Here is a 19,351-nt window from a genome sequence, read left to right on the forward strand (position 1 = left end):
GGCACTCACCCAAAGACTGCGACCGAGACCCAAAAAACACCAGGACCGTAGGAGACACTATGACCCCCATCGCGTACCGGCAACAAGAAAAGCCCTTGCATGAGTACCTGCGCCAGCATGCGCGCACCCAGCCCGACAAGCCCGCCTTCATCTGGTACGGCAGCGCCATCAGCTGGGCGCAGCTGGACCAGATGAGCGACAGCTTTGCGCACCAGCTGCAGCAGCGCGGCGTGGTCAAGGGTGACCGGGTAGCGCTCTTCATGCAGAACTGCCCACAGTACGTGATTGCGCATATCGGCATCCAGAAGCTAGGGGCGGTGGTAGGCCCCTGCAGCCCACTGTTCAAGGGCCATGAGCTGGAGTACCAGCTCTCCGACCTGGGCGCCAAGGTGATCGTCGCCGCCGATGTGCTCTACGAGATCGTGCAGGCGGCGCGCCCCAAGACGGCGATTGACCATGTGTTCCTGACCCACTACGCCGATCTGCTGCCGGCCCAGCCAACGATCGACCTGCCTGCAGAAATCGACACGCCCAAGCGCCATATCGAAGGCACGACAGACTTGATGGACTGCCTGCGCACACCGATGCCTGCGCCCGACGTGGGCGCGCTGGATATGGACGATGTGGCGCTGATGACCTATACCTCGGGCACCACCGGCCTGCCCAAGGGGGCCATGCTGACCTACCGCAATGCGCTGTTCAAGGCCCATGCAGCGGCAGACAACAACCCCATCCGCGATGACGACACCATGCTGGCAGTGGCGCCGCTGAACCACATTGCGGGCATGCTGATCGGCCTCAATGTCACGCTCTACACCGGCATCACCTGCGTGCTGCTGTACCGCTTTGACCCGGTGCAGGTGTTGCAGGCGCTGGCGCGTTACCGGGTGACCTGGTGGTACAGCGTGGCCAGCATGAATGCGGCGGTAATGCAGGTCGAAGGCGCGCGCGGCTATGACCTCAGCGCGCTGCGCATCAACCCCAGCACCAGTTTTGGCATCACCATCAACCAGGCGCTGGCCGAGCAGTGGCGCAGCCTGGCGCCGCAGTGCCAGCTGTTCGAGGTGACCTATGGCATGTCCGAAACCCACACCTGGGACACCTCGATGCCCGTCGATGCCATCAAATGGGGCGCGCACGGCATTCCTATCGAGGGGGTGGAATGCCGCGTGATCGAAGCAAGCACCGGCCAGGACCTGCCCGCCGGCCAGGTGGGCGAGCTGGTCTTGCGCAGCCCGGGCAACTTCAAGGGCTACTGGAACAAGCCCGAGGCCACGGCCAGCACCTTGAAGGACGGCTGGGTGCATACCGGCGACATGGCCAAGATCGACAGCGATGGCTACCTGACCTTTGCCGGCCGCTTCAAGGAGATGATCAAGGTATCGGGCTACAGCGTCTTCCCGGAAGAGGTCGAGTCCATCATGATCAAGCACCCTTCGGTGGCGCAGGTGGCCGTGATCGGCATTGACGATGCGCACAAGGGCCAGGCGGTCAAGGCCGTCGTCATTGCCCGCAAGGGCGCGCCAGCGGTGAGCGCGCAGCAGCTGATCGACTGGTGCCGCGAGCAGATGTCGGTCTACAAGGCGCCCCGGGAGATCGAGTTTCGCGATGCGCTGCCTACCACGGGCACCGGCAAGGTGCTGCGGCGGCTGCTGAAGGAGCCGCAGAAAGCGAGCGCCGCATGACCGCAGCTGCCCACCCCGTGGCCGCACTGGACAGGCAGGCCCTGCTGGAGCTGTTGCAGCGCGATGGCGAACTGGTCACCGAGCGCCTGGCGCACTGGGCGCGCACCAAGGGCGACCAGCTCTTCTACCTGTATGGCGAAGACGATGTACGCCTGAGCTATGCCGAGTTTGACCGCATCACCGATGCCATCGCCGGCAACCTGGCCGCTGCCGGTATCGGCCGTGGCATGCCGGTGTCGGTGTTCATGCGCAACCAGCTCATCAGCGCCTTGGCCATGTTTGGCATCTGGAAGGCCGGCGCCGTCTTTGCGCCGATCAACTTTGCGCTGACCGAGCGCCTGCTGGCCTACCAGATTGGCGACACCCAGCCGGTGATGCTGCTGGCAGAGCGCGCGCTGGTGCCGGCCCTCAATGCGATCCGTGACGAGCTGGGCCAGGTCGCAGCGCTAGCCCATGTGGTGGTCTACGAGCCGCCGGATGGCAGCCATGATGCGGTGGCGGACCGCGTGGCCTACAGCGGCCCGCATGCGGAGACAGACTGGGCAGCGCTGCTGCAACCTGCACCCAAGCCGGATTTGGCGCTGGCCTTTGACGACCTGTGCAACATCATCTACACCTCTGGCACCACCGGGCCATCGAAAGGCGTGGTGCAGAGCCACCGCTGGATGAACCAGTACACCTACCTGTTCCGCCAGATGCTCAATGGCCATGACGTGGTCTACAACGACCTGCCGATGTACCACGTGGGCGGCGCCGTGTTCAATGTGGTGCGGGCGGTGTGGGCCGGCAGCGGACTGGCCTGCTGGGACCGCTTCAGCCCCCATGACTTCTGGCGCCGCATTGCCGTCAGTGGCGCAACCAGTGCGGTGCTGGTGGACACGATGATCTCCTGGCTGGCCAAGGCAGCGCCGGCAGCCACCGACCACCACAACAGCCTCAACAAGGTCTACATGCAGCCGCTGCCCCAGCGCCATGCGGAGATTGCACGCCGCTTCGGCTTTGACTTTGTGACGGCCGGCTTTGGCCAGACGGAGTCGGGCATGTCCTGCTTCACGGTCATTGAAGAGACGGACGCCAGCTGCGAATCCCCGCCCGCCTACCGGCGCGGGCAGACGCGCGAGGCGATCCGCGCGCAGGCAGCCGCCCTGGGCCTGGAGCTGCTGGGCCCGGCGCAGGCCGGCCAGGTGGGCAAGGGCTACCTGGGCCATCCGAGCCTGTTTGTGGAGGCTGCCGTGCTGGACGAGCGCGACGGCGAATGCTCCCTGGGCGTGGCCGGGCAGCTGGCCTTTCGGTCGAAGCTGCCTTATTACCTGCTGGTGGAATACCTGGGCAAGCCCCAGACGACTGCCAAGGCCTTTCGCAACCTCTGGTTCCACACCGGCGACTCGGCGCTGCGCCATGCCGATGGCAGCCTGAGCTTTGTGGACCGCATGGGTGACCGCATCCGGGTGCGCGGCGAGAACATCTCGTCCTTCCATATCGAGGACCTGGTCAACCAGCACCCGGCCGTCGAGATGACAGCCGCCTTTGCCATCCCCGCGCATGAGGGCGACGAGGACGATGTGGTGGTCTATGTGGTGGCGCGCGAGCAGCAGCAGATCGACCGCCAGGCGCTGCATGACTGGTGCGACCGCAAGATGCCCAAGTTCATGCGGCCGCGCCATATCCGCGTGGTCGAGCAGTTCCCGCGCACGCTGACGCAGAAGATTGAGAAGTTCAAGCTCAAGGCCATGATCCTGGCCGAGCTGCAGGGCCAGCTTGCCAACGAGACAGCGGCCACGCCACCCACGAAGGAGCACCGCATGACCTGACACCTCCGCCCTGCCCCAGTTTATGCCAACCCCTTTGTGCGATCCGTTACACCGTGCCCACCAGGCTACCTGGCCGAGGCCCACGATAACAATACCAGGAGACCTTTTCCATGAAGTTCAGAACCACTTGTTTGACGACCCTGTTTGCATCTGCTGGCCTGGCCTCTGGCGCCTGGGCACAGGGCCTATCCGACAACGCCGTGCGCATAGGGGTGATCAGCGACACCTCGAGCGCCTACGCCGATATTGGCGGCAAGGGCACGGTGGCGGCGGCCACGATGGCGATCAAGGATTTTGGCGGCACGGTGCTGGGCAAGCCGATCGAGCTGCTGTCGGTGGACCACCAGAACAAGGCCGACATTGGCGCCACCCGCGCGCGCGAATGGTTTGACCGCGAGAACGTGGACATGGTCATCGGCTTGGGCAATACCGCCGTGCACAACGCGGTGGCCACCGTGGCCAAGGAAAAGAACAAGGTGCTGATCAACACCGAAGCGGGTTCCAGCTCGATCACCGGCGAGAACTGCGCGGCCAACATCGTGCACTACACCTACGACACCTATGCCACCGCCAACAGCACCGTGAAGGCGGTCACCGAGGGCGGCGCCAAGAGCTGGTACATCGTGGCGGTCGACTACGCCTTTGGCCAGGCGCTGTCCAACGACATCACAGCGGCCGTTGACAAGAACGGCGGCAAGGTGATCGGTACGGTCAAGCACCCGCTCAATGCGCCCGATTTCTCGTCGTACATGCTGACGGCGCAGGCCTCCAAGTCCGATGTGATTGCGCTGGCCAATGGCGTGAACGACACCATCAACTCGATCAAGAGCGCGCGCCAGTTCGGCATCACTGACAAGCAAAAGGTGGCCGCTGCGCTGATGTTCATCTCGGACGTGCATGCACTGGGCCTGAAGACCGCCCAGGGCATGTATGCGACGACCGCCTTCTACTGGGACCGCACGCCCGAGAGCCGCGCCTGGTCGCAAAAGTACTTCAAGGTCATGAACAAGATGCCAACCATGGCCCAGGCCGGCACTTACTCGGCGGTCATGCACTACCTCAAGGCGATCGAAGCGGCGGGCACCGACGAGACCGGCGCCGTGATGACCGCGATGAAGAAGACGCCCATCAAGGACTTCTTCAGCGACGACGGCAAGATCCGCGAGGACGGCCGCATGGTGCATGACATGTACCTGGTGCAGGTCAAAAAGCCAGAGGAATCGAAGGCGCCCTGGGACTACTACAAGATCATCGCCACGGTTCCGGGGGAGCAGGCCTTCCGGCCGCTGTCCGAAGGCAAGTGCCCGCTGGTCAAATCCTGAGGCGGAGCGCTGCGCCTGAAAGAAGGAGCGCTTCTGCACCACGGCTTGCCCCGCGCGGGCCGCTGGCAACGCCATAAGCCACCCGAGCTGGGGGAACCGCGCACTCCGCCGGTGACCCCCGCCCGCTGCTCCTGCCCGAGCGGAATGCCCGCAGCGTTCTTTACAGGCAGTACAGCAGCCTTGCCACCCGCTCTGCTGGCGCAAGCAGGCTAGCGCTACGGGTTTGAGAGAGCTGGCCGAAGGCACCCTCTGCGGCGCCAGGCTTGTCCGGGGCCGGGTGGATCGGTCTCCTGCTGGTGCAAAAACCCGGGCAAGGATCGAACGGCATGCTTCCGGCATCGCAGATTGCCCCGTTTTGCCGCGCATGGCCGTGGCCGCTTTTCTTCGCCGGATGCCCAAGTGCAATCGGAAGGGCGGAAGCGGCGGCCTTTCAGCGCCTCATCCGTATTCAGGGCAACGCACACCCGCAGCCAGTGCTGCTGTATTGCTGATGGTGGGTCGCGCCTTATGAGATTCTCCCCAAGCCACCATGCGTCCATAAAAAGGACAGCTTTAAAAGAAACCAAAAGTTTAAATCTGCTTGATCTGCGACATGGGCTGGACCCTCCGCACTGCCTTTGTCAACAATAGGGCACATGCCGATTTGGCAAGGGCAATGTAAGGATTAGTTATTAGAATGTAAAGATCTACAACGGAGCTATGATGATCTTGAAGAAATTTGCAGTGGTGGGCGCTTTGCTCGGTACAAGTTTGGCTTACGCGTTCGCGCCTCAGACCGGCACCTGGATCATGACCAGCGAGGTCAATGGCGAACCCGGCCGCGGCCTGGCCATTGATGTGCAAGACAACACATTGGTCATGCAAATGTATGCCTACGATGCCAGCGGCAATGCCACGTTCTATATGACGAGCGGCACCTTGGCCAATGACCGCTACTCTGCGCCTTTGAACAAATACCGTGGTGGCCGTTATTTGGGCAGCGGCGATCTGTCGGGCAAGGAGGACGGCAGCGCAGGTACTGTATCGATCCGCTTTGAATCGGGCACCAAGGGCTATATCACCTTGCCTGGAGAGGCAGAGAAAGAAATTTCGCGATTCAACTTTGCCTATGGCAACAATCCCGAGGGCCTCAAGGGAATCTGGATTTTCAGCCCCCTGAATTCATTGACGCCCACTTCGGACTTTTTCAGGCTCGAAAAGATGCAAGCGGCAACGGCCAACGGCAATGGGCTGATCACCACTGCCGCAGGCACCTTTGGCTGTGAATACCAGGTGTCTGGAGCCGCCGTGGGCACGGTGATTTGCGCAAAGGTGAGCACAGCGGGCAGATTGCTCGGCGGCTATCAATTCAGCTTTAGCGTGAATGAGGGAGAAGGCTACTACCTCAATAGCACTGGTGCACGAGCATCCATCGCAACCATGCACCGCTTGGCGAATCGCGCAGATACCGGAACAGGCATCGTCCTCAAGACCGAAGCCAATGACGACACCGTCGCTCCTTCGGTTAGCCCTGAACAGCTCCGCCTGGCGATCGAAAGCGTGGCTGCACAAGCTGAGTAAATGCCCTGGCTGGCCCAGGCTTTAAAACCAAAACCGCCTCAGGGCGGTTTTTTCATGCCTTTATGGCAACGCTCAACCAGATACACCAACGACGGGTTTGCGCCGGAACGGCAGCGAGAAATCCTTTTTGCTCCATGTCTTGAACAGCTTCAAAGCAGGCTCTTCCACGAGCTTCCAGGACATCAGCGCAACGACCCAGGTCAAAGGGATCGCGATCACCGTCATCTGCAGCGGCGTGGCGGCAGGATAGAACTTGGCGATCAGCTGCTGTATCGGCCAGCCATACAAATAGGTGCCATAGGAGATATCCAGCAGCCAGCGCGGGGATGGCAGGCGTAGAACATAGGCGAGCCAGAAAACAAAATAAATGAGCGCGGCGGAACAGGCCAGCTCGTAGTGAACCGTATGCCGGCAGGCCCATGCCACCACAGCCAATACGGCCACGATGGACAGATGCAAGGGGATGCGCGTTTTATGGATGTAGAACAGCGCGCCACAGGCAAAGAACAGGGTCAACCGGGCAGCCTCTTGCAAGGGGACGGATTGGAGCTGGGCAGACTGGTAGGTCCAGATCGCAAAACCCGCTATCAAGGCCGTGGTCAGCCAGCGCCAGGAAAAAATGCCCAATAGCCCGAGCAGGCCCATATAGAGGTACATGCTGCCTTCAATCGGCAGTGTCCAGAGGGAGCCGTTAACGGCAGGGCTATAGCGGTTGCCTTCAAAAACCCCGGGCAGCAGCCACTGTATCTCCGCCAAAGAAGCGTTCGACCAGACATAGGTCCACGTCTGCGGAGACGACCAGTAATCGGCCTGCGATTGCACGGTAATCAGCGGACCCATCACCAGCGCGCAGACCAGCACGCAAACCCATAGCCCAGGGAACAGACGCATCGCGCGCGCCAGTGCAAACCGAACAATGGACTTGCTGCGCTCCAGACTGCCCGCAACCAGAAAGCCGCTGATCAGAAAAAATACCGCCACCGCGACATCACCGGAATAGCGGTAGCCGAGGTACTGGGTAAAAAAGTCGCGCTGGCCACTGCCCAAGGCCGCAAGCGCAAAGCCATGGCCGTAAATCACCAGCGTTGCAGCCACCAGCCGGATCAACAGGAAATTATCCTTGCGCCCCTCTGCGCCGCCGGCTGCCTCCAGGTAATGTCCGATGCTGTGTCTCATAGATATTCATAGTTCAGCCAAGCCGCGTTGGCATGCGTATTGATAGGGTGGTTCACCAAAAAGAAACCGGCCCAGGGACAGACCATTGACCAGCTTCCTGACACGCACTCCCGGCGTCGGCTGCACATGGCATAGGCAGCCATTCAGTCACTGGAGAGAGCGCCACCCAGCGCGACCCACGCAACTATGCCATGTTTACACCGCCTTTACAGGCTTGTTCATGCGAATGTAACGAAACCACCTGGGTTTCCATGTGGTGGGGCAACGCAAAGCGGTCTGGCTCGCAGCTGGGCCATCTATATGGGGTGATGGTGTTTTGCAGCTGCGGCAAGTTCATCCGGGAAAAATGCCAGAAGCCAAGACGAGCCTAAAGGCTGTTCAATAGACACGTGCGATTTCGGTGCGATTTCGGTGTGATTTCGGTGTGATTTTCTGGACAATCACAGACAACCGGCAGGCCAAAAAATAACGCCACACAGAGCCTTTCCTCTTGTGTGGCGTTGTCTTGTATGGTGGAGCTGGCGGGAATTGAACCCGCGTCCGTCAGCCTTCGTCGAGCAGATCTACATGTTTAGTGTTCTGGTTTGAATCTCGCCTGCAAAGCCGCGCAGACACACGCTGCATTGCAAGCCAGCACCCTTAGATCTTGCCATCTACCAAGGTACCCGGTAGACGGCCAGCTGATGTAAATTCCCTTGCAGCCGGGAGGTATTGCTACCCCCTTGCCCAGCCCATCAACATACTGTTGCAAGGCTCACCGGATTTAAGCGGCGAGTGCGAAACGTTCGTCGTTTGCAGTTAGTTTTTTGAACGGAGATTTACGAGCATCATTCAAGCTCGACATGCACCACACCGATCCCGAACCCACGTCGAAACCAGGACAGCCCCATGGCATCTATTTTAGGCCAGTTTCAGACGTTTCAAGAGCTCGTGTGGAGAATTGATGACATCGTCGGCTTCCCAGTGCGCGACCGACTGCTTTTCACCCAGGTAGCCGTACACGGCAGCCACGGTATGCATGCCGGCCGCCTTGCCGGCAATGATGTCGCGCTCGTCGTCGCCGACATAGACGCAGTCCTGCGGAGCCACGCCGATGCGGCGCGCTGCTTCCAACAGCGGCTCCGGATGCGGCTTGGCATGCGGCGTCGTGTCGCCACTCACCACCGCACCGGCGCTGGCAAACAAGGCCATCTGGCGCGACAGCGGCTCGGTAAAGCGCTTGGACTTGTTGGTCACCACGCCCCAGTGCAGCTGGCGCGCCACAATGCTGGCGAGCATGTCGGAGACGCCGTCGAACACGGTCGTGTCCTGCGTCATGCGGCGTTCGTAGTTCTGGAAGAACTCCTCGCGCATTGTGGGAAACTCGGCATCCTCGGGCTGCATGCCAAAGGCCACGCGCAGCATGCCCCTTGCGCCCGATCCGGCAAACGGCCGGTAGTCGGCCATCGGCAGCGACGGCAAGCCCCGGGCTACCCGCATCTGGTCTGCTGCTGCGCCCAGGTCGGGTGCGCTGTCAATCAAGGTTCCGTCCAGGTCGAACAAAATGGCGCGTATCGATCTTTGCATCAGCCGGGCTTTCGGGTAGCGATCATGTAGTTGACGCTGGTGTCTTCATTGAGCCAGTAGCGCTGCGTCAGCGGATTGAACTGCAGGCCCTTGCTGTGCTGCTGCACCAGGCCGGCACTGCGGCAGTAGTGGGCCAGTTCCGAGGGCCGGATGAACTTGGCAAATTCATGCGTGCCCTTGGGCAGCATTTGCAGGATGTATTCCGCACCCACAATCGCCAGCGCAAAGGCCTTGGCATTGCGGTTGATCGTGGAGAAGAACACCCAGCCACCGGGTTTGACCAGGTCATGGCAGGCCTGGACTACCGAAGCCGGATCGGGCACATGCTCGAGCATTTCCATGCAGATGACGGTGTCGAAGCTCTCGGGCTGCAGCTGTGCCAGGGTTTCGACAGCGATTTCCTGGTAGCTGATATTGGGAGTCTGCGCTTCCAGTGCATGGAGCTGGGCCACGCGCAGCGCCTTGGTGGCCAGGTCGATTCCGGTCACGGTGGCGCCTTTGCGCGCCATCGAGTCACTCAGAATGCCACCACCGCAGCCCACATCGAGCACCTTCTGGCCATTCAATGGGCTGATGCCATGGATCCATTCCAATCGCAGTGGATTGATCTGGTGCAAGGGTTTGAAGTCACTGTCCGGATCCCACCAGTGCATGGCGAGTTCGGAAAACTTGGCCAATTCGGCCGGATCGGCATTCACAGTCTGGTTCATGGCCTGATTGTCCACCATCTGCAGCCGGATTCGGGCATAAAAAAAGCCCCACGAATGGGGCTTTTTGCGCAGGGGCAGAAGAATTACTTCTGGGTGCCCACCACTTCGATTTCCACGCGACGGTTTTTGGCGCGGCCAGCTGCAGTCTTGTTGTCTGCCACTGGTTGCTTTTCGCCCTTGCCTTCGGTGTACACGCGGCTCTTGTCGATGCCCTTGGACACCAGGTAAGCCTTCACAGCTTCAGCGCGACGCACAGACAGCTTCTGGTTGTAAGCATCGGAACCGATGGAGTCGGTGTGACCCACAGCGATGATCACTTCAAGGTTGATGTTCTTCACCTTGGAAGCCACATCGTCCAGCTTGGCCTTGCCTTCTGGCTTCAGCACCGACTTGTCGAAGTCGAAGAATGCGTCAGCAGCGTAGGTAACCTTTTGGGTCTGAGCGACTGGAGGAGCCACTGGAGCAGGTGCAGGAGCAGCTGGAGCAACAGCAGGTGCTGGAGCAGGTGCAGGAGCAGCCTTCACCAGGGCACCGTCGCAGCCTTCAGCAGCGGTAGCAGGGGTCCAGTTAGCATCGCGCCAGCACAGTTCGTTGGTACCGTTCTTCCAGACCAACTCACCGCTGCCGTTTTGCCAGTTGTCAACAACGTTGCCGCCGTCAGCAGCCTTAATTTGTGCTCCAGCGGCGGTTGCAAGCGCTGCAGAGGCAAACAACATCGCCACTTTGTTCAGTTTCTTCATGGTTCTCCTCTTGGGGAAAAAGCCGCAGCCGCGCTGCGAATCAAGACGTCGTCAGTGACCATCACCAAAAACGTTCTTACTTATTGTGCCATAGGCGTACCGGATCGCCATAGTTATCTGTAGCGCCAACGGTAAGACAAAAGCGCTTTGGGCCTAGAATGTTGCCGACATGCAACATCAGCTTGCGCCTAAAATGCCTCTTGTACTTCGTCACCCTATGCCAGCACTATGACCCAGTTTGCTAAAGAAACATTGCCGATCAGCCTGGAAGAGGAAATGCGCCGCAGCTACCTCGATTACGCGATGAGCGTGATCGTCGGCCGGGCTCTGCCAGATGCCCGAGACGGCATGAAACCGGTGCACCGCCGGGTTCTCTATGCGATGCATGAGCTGAACAACGATTGGAACCGCCCTTATAAGAAGAGTGCGCGTATTGTCGGTGACGTCATTGGTAAGTACCACCCGCACGGTGACAGCGCGGTGTACGACACCATCGTGCGCATGGCCCAGGATTTTTCGCTGCGCCATATGCTGGTCGACGGTCAGGGTAATTTCGGGTCGGTGGACGGTGACAGTGCTGCGGCCATGCGTTATACCGAAATCCGCCTGTCCAAGATCGCCCACGAGATGCTGGCCGATATCGACAAGGAAACCGTCGACTTTGGCCCGAACTATGACGGCTCGGAGAGCGAGCCGCTGGTGCTGCCCGCTCGCGTACCCAATCTGCTGATCAATGGATCGGCCGGTATTGCGGTGGGTATGGCCACCAATATTCCTCCGCACAACCTCAATGAAGTGGTGGATGCCTGCCTGCATCTGCTGCACCACAGCGATGCCACGGTCGATGACCTGATGGAAATCGTGCCTGCGCCCGACTTTCCGACGGCCGGCATCATCTACGGCATCAATGGCGTCAAGGAAGGCTACCGCACCGGCCGGGGCAAGGTGGTGATGCGCGCCAAGGTGCACTTTGAAGATATTGACAAGGGCCAGCGCCAGTCGATCATCGTTGACGAACTGCCCTACCAGGTCAACAAGAAGACCTTGCAGGAGCGCATGGCCGAGCTGGTGCACGAGAAGAAGATCGAAGGCATCAGCCATATCCAGGACGAATCGGACAAGTCCGGCATGCGCCTGGTGATCGAGCTCAAGCGCGGTGAAGTACCTGAGGTGGTGCTCAACAACCTGTACAAGCAGACCCAGCTGCAGGACACCTTCGGCATGAACATGGTGGCCCTGGTCAATGGCCAGCCCAAGCTGTGCAACCTGAAGGACCTGATCAAGGTCTTCCTGGAACACCGCCGCGAAGTGGTGACGCGCCGTACCGTCTATGAGCTGCGCAAGGCACGCGACCGTGGCCATGTACTCGAAGGCCTGGCCGTTGCCCTGGCCAATATCGACGACTTCATCGCCATCATCCGCAACGCCCCCACCCCACCGGTGGCCAAGGCCGAGCTGATGGCCAAGAGCTGGGACAGCAAGCTGGTGCGCGAGATGCTCACCCGCACGCGCACCGACGGCGGTGTCGTCAATGCCGACGACTACCGCCCGGAAGGCCTGGAAGTGGAATTCGGCATGCAGCAGGACGGGCTCTACCGCCTGTCCGAGACGCAGGCGCAGGAAATTCTGCAGATGCGTCTGCAGCGCCTGACCGGCCTGGAGCAGGACAAGATCGTCGCCGAGTACAAGGACATCATGGCGGTCATCGAAGACCTGCTCGACATCCTGGCCAAGCCCGAACGTGTCTCGACCATCATCGGCGAAGAGCTGGTGGCCCTGAAGACCGAGTTCGGCCAGACCAAGCTGGGCGCACGCCGCAGCCAGGTGGAATACAGCGCGCAAGACCTGTCGACCGAAGACCTGATCACCCCGACCGACATGGTGGTGACCCTGTCGCATACCGGCTATATCAAGAGCCAGCCGCTGAGCGAATACCGCTCGCAAAAGCGCGGCGGGCGCGGCAAGCAGGCCACGGCGACGAAGGAAGACGACTGGATCGACCAGCTCTTCATCGCCAACACGCATGACTACCTGCTGTGCTTCTCCAACCGCGGTCGCCTGTACTGGCTCAAGGTCTGGGAAGTGCCTGCCGGCTCGCGCGGCTCGCGTGGCCGCCCCATCGTCAACATGTTCCCGCTGCAGGACGACGAGAAGATCAACGTGGTGCTGCCGCTGACCGGCGAGTACCGCAGCTTCCCGGCCGATCACTATGTCTTCATGGCCACCCGCATGGGTACCGTCAAGAAGACCTCGCTCGACGAATTCAGCAACCCGCGCAAGGCCGGCATCATTGCCGTGGGCCTCGATGACGGCGACGTGCTGATCGGCGCGGCACTGACCGAAGGCCGGCATGACGTGATGCTGTTCAGCGACGGCGGCAAGGCCGTGCGCTTTGATGAAAACGATGTCCGCCCGATGGGCCGCAATGCCCGTGGGGTGCGCGGCATGAACATCGACGAGAACCAGAACCTGATCGCGATGCTGGTCGCAGAGCAGCACCCTGCAGAAGTCGAGGCTCGCAAGGCCAAGGATGCGCTGGACAATCTGCAGATCCGCGACAAGGAGCTGCAGGACGCTCAGGCCCCGGCCGCCGATATCGAAGCACTGCGCAAGCAGATCGACGAGGCACGCGCTGCGCTGGAAGCGGCTGACCTCGCCGCCATTGCGGCACTGGGCGAGATGCCGCGAGAGACGCTGCACAGCGTGCTGACTGCCACCGAAAACGGTTACGGCAAGCGCACCTCGATCGCCGAGTACACGCGCCACGGCCGAGGCACCAAGGGCATGATTGCGATCCAGCAGTCGGAGCGCAACGGCAAGGTCGTGGCTGCCACCCTGGTGAGCCCGGATGACCAGATCATGCTGATCACCGACACCGGCGTGCTGGTGCGCACCCGGGTGGCCGAGATCCGCGAGATGGGCCGCGCCACGCAGGGCGTCACCCTGATCGGGCTGGACGCCGGTGCCAAGCTGAGCGGCCTGCAGCGCATCGTGGAGAACGATGCACAGGCTGACGAAAACGCCGAAGCTGCCGATGGTGCAGAAGCGGCGGACGGCAACGACGCCCAGAACCCCGCAGACGGCTCCTGAGCCCCCACCGAAAAAGCCATGTTGCGACATGGCTTTTTCCTGCCCATTTTTGCTCCTTTTTTCATAGCTATCACTGCTCGCTGCGCGAGCCAACGAGGCCTTCCATGCAACGCCCCTATAACTTCTCGGCCGGTCCGGCCGCCATCCCTGAAGACGTGCTGCAGCAAGCAGCCAGCGAGATGCTGGACTGGCGCGGCAGTGGCATGAGCGTCATGGAGATGAGCCACCGGGGCAAGGAGTTCATCTCGATCTGCGAGAAGGCCGAGGCCGACTTCCGCCAGCTGTTGGCAGTGCCGCAGAACTTCCACATCCTGTTCATGCAAGGCGGTGGCCTGGCGGAAAACGCCATCGTGCCGCTGAATCTGTCGCAAGGCGGCGCGGTCGATTTTGTCGTCACCGGCAGCTGGAGCCAGAAGTCGACCAAGGAAGCGGCCAAGTTCTGCAACGCCGCCGTGGCTGCGACCGACGAAGCCCAGGGCTTTACCCATATCCCGGCCCCCGCCAGCTGGAAGCTGCGCAGCGATGCGCGCTATGTGCACATCTGCAGCAACGAGACCATCAATGGCGTGGAGTTCCAGCAGCTGCCCGACCTGGCCAGCCTGGGCTGCCAGGCTCCGCTGGTGATCGACTTCTCGTCGCATGTGGCGTCGCGCACGGTGGACTGGAGCCGCGTGGGCCTGGCCTTTGGTGGTGCGCAGAAGAACCTGGGCCCGGCAGGCCTGACCATGGTCGTCGTGCGCGATGACCTGCTCGGCCACGCGATGGCCATGTGCCCCAGCGCGTTCAACTACCGCCTGGTGGCAGACAACCAATCGATGTACAACACGCCGCCGACCTGGGGCATCTACATCGCCGGCCTGACCTTTGAATGGATCTTGCGCCAGCAGGAAGGCGGCGCCAGCGGCGTTGCCGCGCTGGAGGCCCGCAACACCGCCAAGGCCGAGCTGCTCTACCAGGCCATCGATGGCTCGCAACTCTACGAGAACCGCGTCGCACGTGACTGCCGCTCGCGCATGAATGTGCCCTTCTTCCTCAAGGACGAATCGCGCAACCAGGCTTTCCTGGATGGCGCCAAGGCGCGCGGTCTGCTGCAGCTCAAGGGCCACAAGTCCGTGGGCGGCATGCGCGCCAGCATCTACAACGCCATGCCACTGGCCGGCGTGCAGGCGCTGGTGGACTACATGCAGAGTTTTGAAAAACAAGGCTGATCCCCAGCGTCCCCGGTTTGTACCGGGAAACACTCTTACGTTATCCTTACTGGTTGGCAGCCTTCTGAGGCGCTGCCCGCACTGCACACCCAGGCCACCATGAGCACTTCACCCCAAGCGTCCCCTGAACTCGCCGCGCTGCGCGTCCAGATCGACAACCTCGACACGCAACTGCTGACCCTGCTGAACCAACGCGCACTGGTCGCCGAACGGGTGGGCGAGCTGAAAAAACGCGAAGGCACGCCCTTCTTCCGCCCGGACCGGGTCGCCCAGGTCATCCAGAAGATCGAGAACGCCAACCCCGGCCCACTGAAGGCGGCCCATGTCTCGGCCATCTGGCGCGAGATCATGTCCGCCTGCCTGGCGCTGGAATCACCCCAGCGTGTGGCCATCCTGGGCCCGGCGGGCACCTTCTGTGAAGAGGCAGCGATCCAGTACTTCGGCGGTGCCGCCGATATCAAGTACTGCAACAGTTTTGAAGAGGTCTTCCACTCCACTGCCGCCGGCAGTGCGCAGTTTGGCGTCGTCGGTGTGGAGAACTCGAACGAAGGCGTGGTCACCCGTTCGCTGGACATGTTTCTGCATACACCCTGCCACGTCGTGGGCGAGGTGAGCCTGCTGATCCGCCACAACCTGATGCGCACGACCAACTCGCTCGATGGCATCGAGGTCGTGGCCGCGCACCCCCAGGCGCTGGCTCAGTGCCAGGGCTGGCTGTCCAAGCACCTGCCCCATGCCGAGCGCCGCCCGGTAGAGAGCAATGCCGAAGGCGCGCGCCTGGCGGCGCTGCACCCCAACATTGCCGGCATCGCCAGCGAGCGTGCCGCCCAGCAATACGGCCTGCACATCATCAGCCACGCGATCCAGGATGACGCCTACAACCGCACGCGTTTTGCGATCATCTGCCTGCCCCACACCTTGGCCACGCCTGAGGCCAGTGGCAAGGACTGCACCAGCCTGGTCGTCTCGGTGCCCAACCGCCCAGGCGCCGTGCATGAGCTGCTGATGCCGCTGAGCAAGCACGGCGTGTCGATGACGCGCTTTGAATCCCGCCCGGCCCGTACGGGCCAGTGGGAATACTATTTCTATATTGATCTGGACGGCCACCCGTCGCAGCCCCATGTGGCCAAGGCCCTGGAAGAGCTGCGCGCGCTGTGCGCGTTCTACAAGGTGCTCGGCGCCTACCCTGTCGGGAGTTGAACCGGTGAAAAAGTTTGAACATATGGCGCTGATCGGCTGCGGGCTGATGGGCGGCTCATTTGCCCTCGCAGCCAAGCGGGCCGGGCTGGTCAAACGCATTGTCGGCTACAGCAAGTCGCCATCCACCACCAGCCGTGCGCGCCAGATGGGCGTCATCGATGAAGAAGCCAGCTCGGCGCTGCAGGCCGTCTCGGGCGCCGATCTGGTGCTGCTGGCCATCCCGGTCGCATCGACCGAATCCACGCTGGCCAATATCAAGCACCTGATCAACCCCGACACGCTGGTGATGGATGTCGGCTCCACCAAGATGGATGTCGTGGCAGCCGCGCGCCGTGCGCTGCGCGACCGCTTTGGTTGCTTTGTGCCGGCCCACCCCATTACCGGCAAGGAAGTGTTTGGCGTCGACCATGCCGATGTCAACCTCTACCGCGATGCCCAGGTGGTGCTCACCCCGACCGAGTTGACCAAGGTAGCCCAGCTGCGCCAGGCCGAAGCCATCTGGAAAGCGATTGGCAGCCATGTCACCAGCATGGCGCCCGAGCAGCATGATGCAGCGCTGGCCGCCAGCAGCCATGCGCCGCATCTGGTGGCCATGGCCTACATCAACTCGCTGCTGTCGCAAGACGGTGCGCACCGCATGCTGTCGCTGGCCGGACCGGGTTTTCGCGATTTCACCCGCATTGCTGCGGCCGAGCCGCAGATGTGGCGCGACATCTTCCTGGCCAATCGCAGCGAGATCCTCAAGCAGATCCAGTCGCTGCAGCATATGCTGGGCAGCTACGAAGCGGCATTGCTGACCGACGATCAGCCCGCACTCGAGCAGCTGCTGCGCGAAGCCAGCAGCACGCGCGCCCAGTGGAAGCAAGGCAAGCTCTACACCCCCGAGTCGCTCTCCAAGCACAAAACCACCGTCTGATCCGCCTACCAAAGTTGCCGGCGCAGCCGGTGGACCGATAATAGCCAGTGGCGCTGCCTGAGGACACAGGTAGCGCCACCTTCTTTTTGTGACACCGCGCCGCCTGCACTGCAGGCCAGGCGCCACCATCCCACCGCAGAGCCCGCCATGTTCTCCACTGCATTTCTCGATATCCCCGCCTTGCAAAGCGCCCATGGTGAAGTGCAGCTGCCCGGCTCCAAGAGCATCTCCAACCGGGTGCTGCTATTGGCCGCATTGAGCGCGGGCACGACCACCATCCATGACCTGCTGGACTCCGACGACACCCAGGTGATGCTGCGCGCGCTGGAGCAACTGGGCTGCGCCGTGGTGCGCAGCACCGATCCGGCCCACCTCAACAGCTACCACATCACCGGCATTGCCGGCCAGCTGGCGCCCGCGCTGGCAGCCCGCAGCACCGCGCTGTTCCTGGGCAATGCCGGCACGGCCATGCGGCCGCTGACCGCTGCGCTGGCCCTGTTGGGCGGCCACTTCGAGATGAGCGGCGTGCCCCGCATGCACGAGCGCCCCATCGGCGACCTGGTCGATGCGCTGCGCCAGCTCGGCTGCCAGATCGACTACCTGGGTAACGACGGCTTTCCGCCGCTGCGCATCCAGCCGGTGACGGCCGCGCAGCTGCAGCTGAACACACCCATCACCGTGCGCGGCGATGTCTCCAGCCAGTTCCTCACCGCGCTGCTGATGGCACTGCCCTTGGTGGCCACGCGCCAGGACATCGTCATTGAAGTGGCCGGCGAGCTGATCTCCAAGCCCTATATCCACATCACCCTGGAGCTGCTCAAGCGCTTTGGCATCCAGATCAAGAACGAGCAGTGGCAGCGCTTTACCGTGCTGGCCGGCAGCCGTTACCAGTCCCCGCACGAGATCCATGTCGAGGCCGATGCCTCGTCGGCCAGCTACTTCATCGCGCTGGGCGCCATTGCTGCCAGCAAGGGCAGCAAGCCCAATGCGCAGGGCGGCACCTCCACGGTGGACCGTGTCGTCAAGGTCATGGGCGTGGGCGCGCAATCCATCCAGGGCGATATCCGCTTTGTCGATGCCGCGCGCGCGATGGGCGCTGCCATCACCAGCGGCCCCAACTGGCTGGAGATCCGCCGGGGTGCCTGGCCGCTGCAGGCCATCGACATGGACTGCAACCACATCCCCGATGCGGCGATGACCTTGGCGGCAATGGCGCTGTATGCCAACGGCACCACCACCTTGCGCAATATTGCCAGCTGGCGCGTCAAGGAAACCGACCGTCTGGCGGCGATGGCCATCGAGCTGCGCAAGCTCGGCGCCGTGGTCGAAGAAGGCGCCGATTATCTGCGCATCACGCCGCCGGCCAACCGCGAGGCCTGGAAGCCCGCCAGCATCCACACCTATGACGACCACCGCGTGGCCATGTGCTTCTCGCTGGCCGCCTTCAACCCGGCCGGCCTGCCGGTGCGCATTGAAGACCCCAAGTGCGTGGCCAAGACGTTCCCCGGTTACTTCGAGGCCATGTTCTCGGCCGTGCGCGCCGTGCCCGGCTCGGTCCCGGTGATCTGCATCGACGGGCCCAGCGCCTCGGGCAAGGGCACGGTGGCCTCGGCCGTGGCACAGCAGCTGGGCTACCACCTGCTCGACTCGGGCGCGCTCTACCGCATCACCGGGCTGGCGGCCCTGCGCGCCGGCATTCCGATCGATGCCGAGCATGCCAGCCAGATTGCCGCGTTGATTTCGCAGATGGATATCCAGTTCGGCGCCGACCAGCGCGTGCGCCTCGATGGCGAGGACATCAGCCTGGCCATCCGCAGTGAAGAAGCGGGCACCAACGCCTCCCTGGTCTCCGCGCTGCCCGCCGTGCGCCAGGCGCTGGTACAGGCCCAGCACGATTTTCGCCAGCTGCCGGGCCTGGTGGCCGATGGGCGCGACATGGGCACCGTGATTTTCCCGCTGGCCCCTTTGAAGGTCTACCTGACGGCCAGTGCAGCCAAGCGCGCCGAGCGCCGCCATAAACAGTTGATTGAAAAAGGAATACCGGCTACAATAGCCGACCTTCGTGCTGACTTGGAGGCCCGCGATGCGCGCGACATGAACCGCGCCACCGCCCCCTTGCATGCAGCGCAGGATGCATTCTTGCTGGACAACTCCGAGATGAGCGTGGACAACGCGGTCGCTCAGGTGCTGTCCTGGTGGGAAAAGCGACAGCCGTTTGGCAAAGAACAGGCCTGAAGCGCTCCGCGCGCCTCGCACCTGCCTTTGGCGCCGGTGTTACCCGCCCCTGCAGCCTTCTACTGGTGGATCTAGCCGCCATGGGTTGCCGGGTTGTTTAACTTTGAACCCCGTGGTGTCACAACCACACAA

General features: G+C 62.1%; 13 protein-coding genes and 1 other RNA gene. 9 read left to right on the top strand and 5 right to left on the bottom strand.

Annotation, left to right across the window (positions count from 1 at the left end; genetic code table 11):
* The first annotated feature begins 59 nt into the window (after positions 1-59).
* The 4 genes from AB7A72_RS01305 to AB7A72_RS01320 all read left to right on the top strand — a co-directional run bounded on the left by AB7A72_RS01305 (position 60) and on the right by AB7A72_RS01320 (position 6,378).
* Complete coding sequence (locus tag AB7A72_RS01305) at positions 60-1,685, top strand: AMP-binding protein (RefSeq protein WP_369458793.1); 1,626 nt, start codon at positions 60-62, stop codon at positions 1,683-1,685.
* Positions 1,682-3,496, top strand: coding sequence for a class I adenylate-forming enzyme family protein (locus AB7A72_RS01310; protein ID WP_369458794.1), 1,815 nt, complete (start codon positions 1,682-1,684; stop codon positions 3,494-3,496). Before AB7A72_RS01305 ends, AB7A72_RS01310 begins: the two co-directional genes overlap by 4 nt.
* 110 nt (positions 3,497-3,606) lie before the next feature.
* Positions 3,607-4,818 (top strand): ABC transporter substrate-binding protein, encoded by a 1,212-nt coding sequence (locus tag AB7A72_RS01315; RefSeq protein WP_369458795.1) that lies wholly within the window; start codon positions 3,607-3,609, stop codon positions 4,816-4,818.
* Positions 4,819-5,517: 699 nt separating this feature from the next.
* Entirely contained in the window at positions 5,518-6,378 is an 861-nt protein-coding gene (locus tag AB7A72_RS01320) for a hypothetical protein (protein ID WP_369458796.1), read from the top strand.
* A gap of 72 nt (positions 6,379-6,450) precedes the next feature.
* On the opposite strand, the gene AB7A72_RS01325 is transcribed toward AB7A72_RS01320, so the two are convergent.
* The 5 genes from AB7A72_RS01325 to ompA form a co-directional block, all read right to left on the bottom strand.
* A complete protein-coding gene (locus AB7A72_RS01325) occupies positions 6,451-7,554 on the bottom strand; it encodes an acyltransferase family protein (protein ID WP_369458797.1) in 1,104 nt (367 codons plus the stop codon).
* 510 nt (positions 7,555-8,064) lie between these two features.
* Positions 8,065-8,442, bottom strand: a transfer-messenger RNA (tmRNA) gene (ssrA, locus tag AB7A72_RS01330).
* A gap of 12 nt (positions 8,443-8,454) precedes the next feature.
* Entirely contained in the window at positions 8,455-9,120 is a 666-nt protein-coding gene (gene gph, locus AB7A72_RS01335; protein ID WP_312409629.1) for a phosphoglycolate phosphatase, read from the bottom strand.
* A complete protein-coding gene (gene ubiG / locus AB7A72_RS01340) occupies positions 9,120-9,830 on the bottom strand; it encodes a bifunctional 2-polyprenyl-6-hydroxyphenol methylase/3-demethylubiquinol 3-O-methyltransferase UbiG (RefSeq protein ID WP_369458798.1) in 711 nt (236 codons plus the stop codon). The genes gph and ubiG overlap by 1 nt, the downstream gene beginning before the upstream one ends.
* A gap of 83 nt (positions 9,831-9,913) precedes the next feature.
* Complete coding sequence (gene ompA, locus AB7A72_RS01345) at positions 9,914-10,570, bottom strand: outer membrane protein OmpA (protein ID WP_305852716.1); 657 nt, start codon at positions 10,568-10,570, stop codon at positions 9,914-9,916.
* Between the two features lie 228 nt (positions 10,571-10,798).
* Between ompA and gyrA the strand changes: the two genes are divergently transcribed.
* From gyrA to AB7A72_RS01370, 5 genes are all read left to right on the top strand, one after another.
* Positions 10,799-13,660, top strand: coding sequence for a DNA gyrase subunit A (gyrA, locus tag AB7A72_RS01350; RefSeq protein WP_239811411.1), 2,862 nt, complete (start codon positions 10,799-10,801; stop codon positions 13,658-13,660).
* 104 nt (positions 13,661-13,764) lie between these two features.
* The gene (gene serC / locus AB7A72_RS01355; protein ID WP_312462023.1) at positions 13,765-14,868 is read left to right on the top strand and encodes a 3-phosphoserine/phosphohydroxythreonine transaminase; all 1,104 of its coding nucleotides are present in this window, start codon (positions 13,765-13,767) and stop codon (positions 14,866-14,868) included.
* 99 nt (positions 14,869-14,967) lie between these two features.
* Positions 14,968-16,068, top strand: a complete 1,101-nt coding sequence (pheA, locus tag AB7A72_RS01360; RefSeq protein WP_312409637.1) for a prephenate dehydratase — start codon at positions 14,968-14,970, stop codon at positions 16,066-16,068.
* Positions 16,069-16,090: 22 nt separating this feature from the next.
* A complete protein-coding gene (locus AB7A72_RS01365) occupies positions 16,091-16,984 on the top strand; it encodes a prephenate dehydrogenase (protein ID WP_239812664.1) in 894 nt (297 codons plus the stop codon).
* A 147-nt stretch (positions 16,985-17,131) separates the two neighbouring features.
* On the top strand, positions 17,132-19,219 hold the full coding sequence (locus AB7A72_RS01370; protein WP_239811408.1) for a bifunctional 3-phosphoshikimate 1-carboxyvinyltransferase/cytidylate kinase: 2,088 nt from the start codon (positions 17,132-17,134) through the stop codon (positions 19,217-19,219).
* Positions 19,220-19,351 lie beyond the last annotated feature (132 nt).

This window comes from Comamonas sediminis (assembly GCF_041107495.1).
Taxonomy (GTDB): Bacteria; Pseudomonadota; Gammaproteobacteria; order Burkholderiales; family Burkholderiaceae_C; genus Comamonas; species Comamonas sediminis.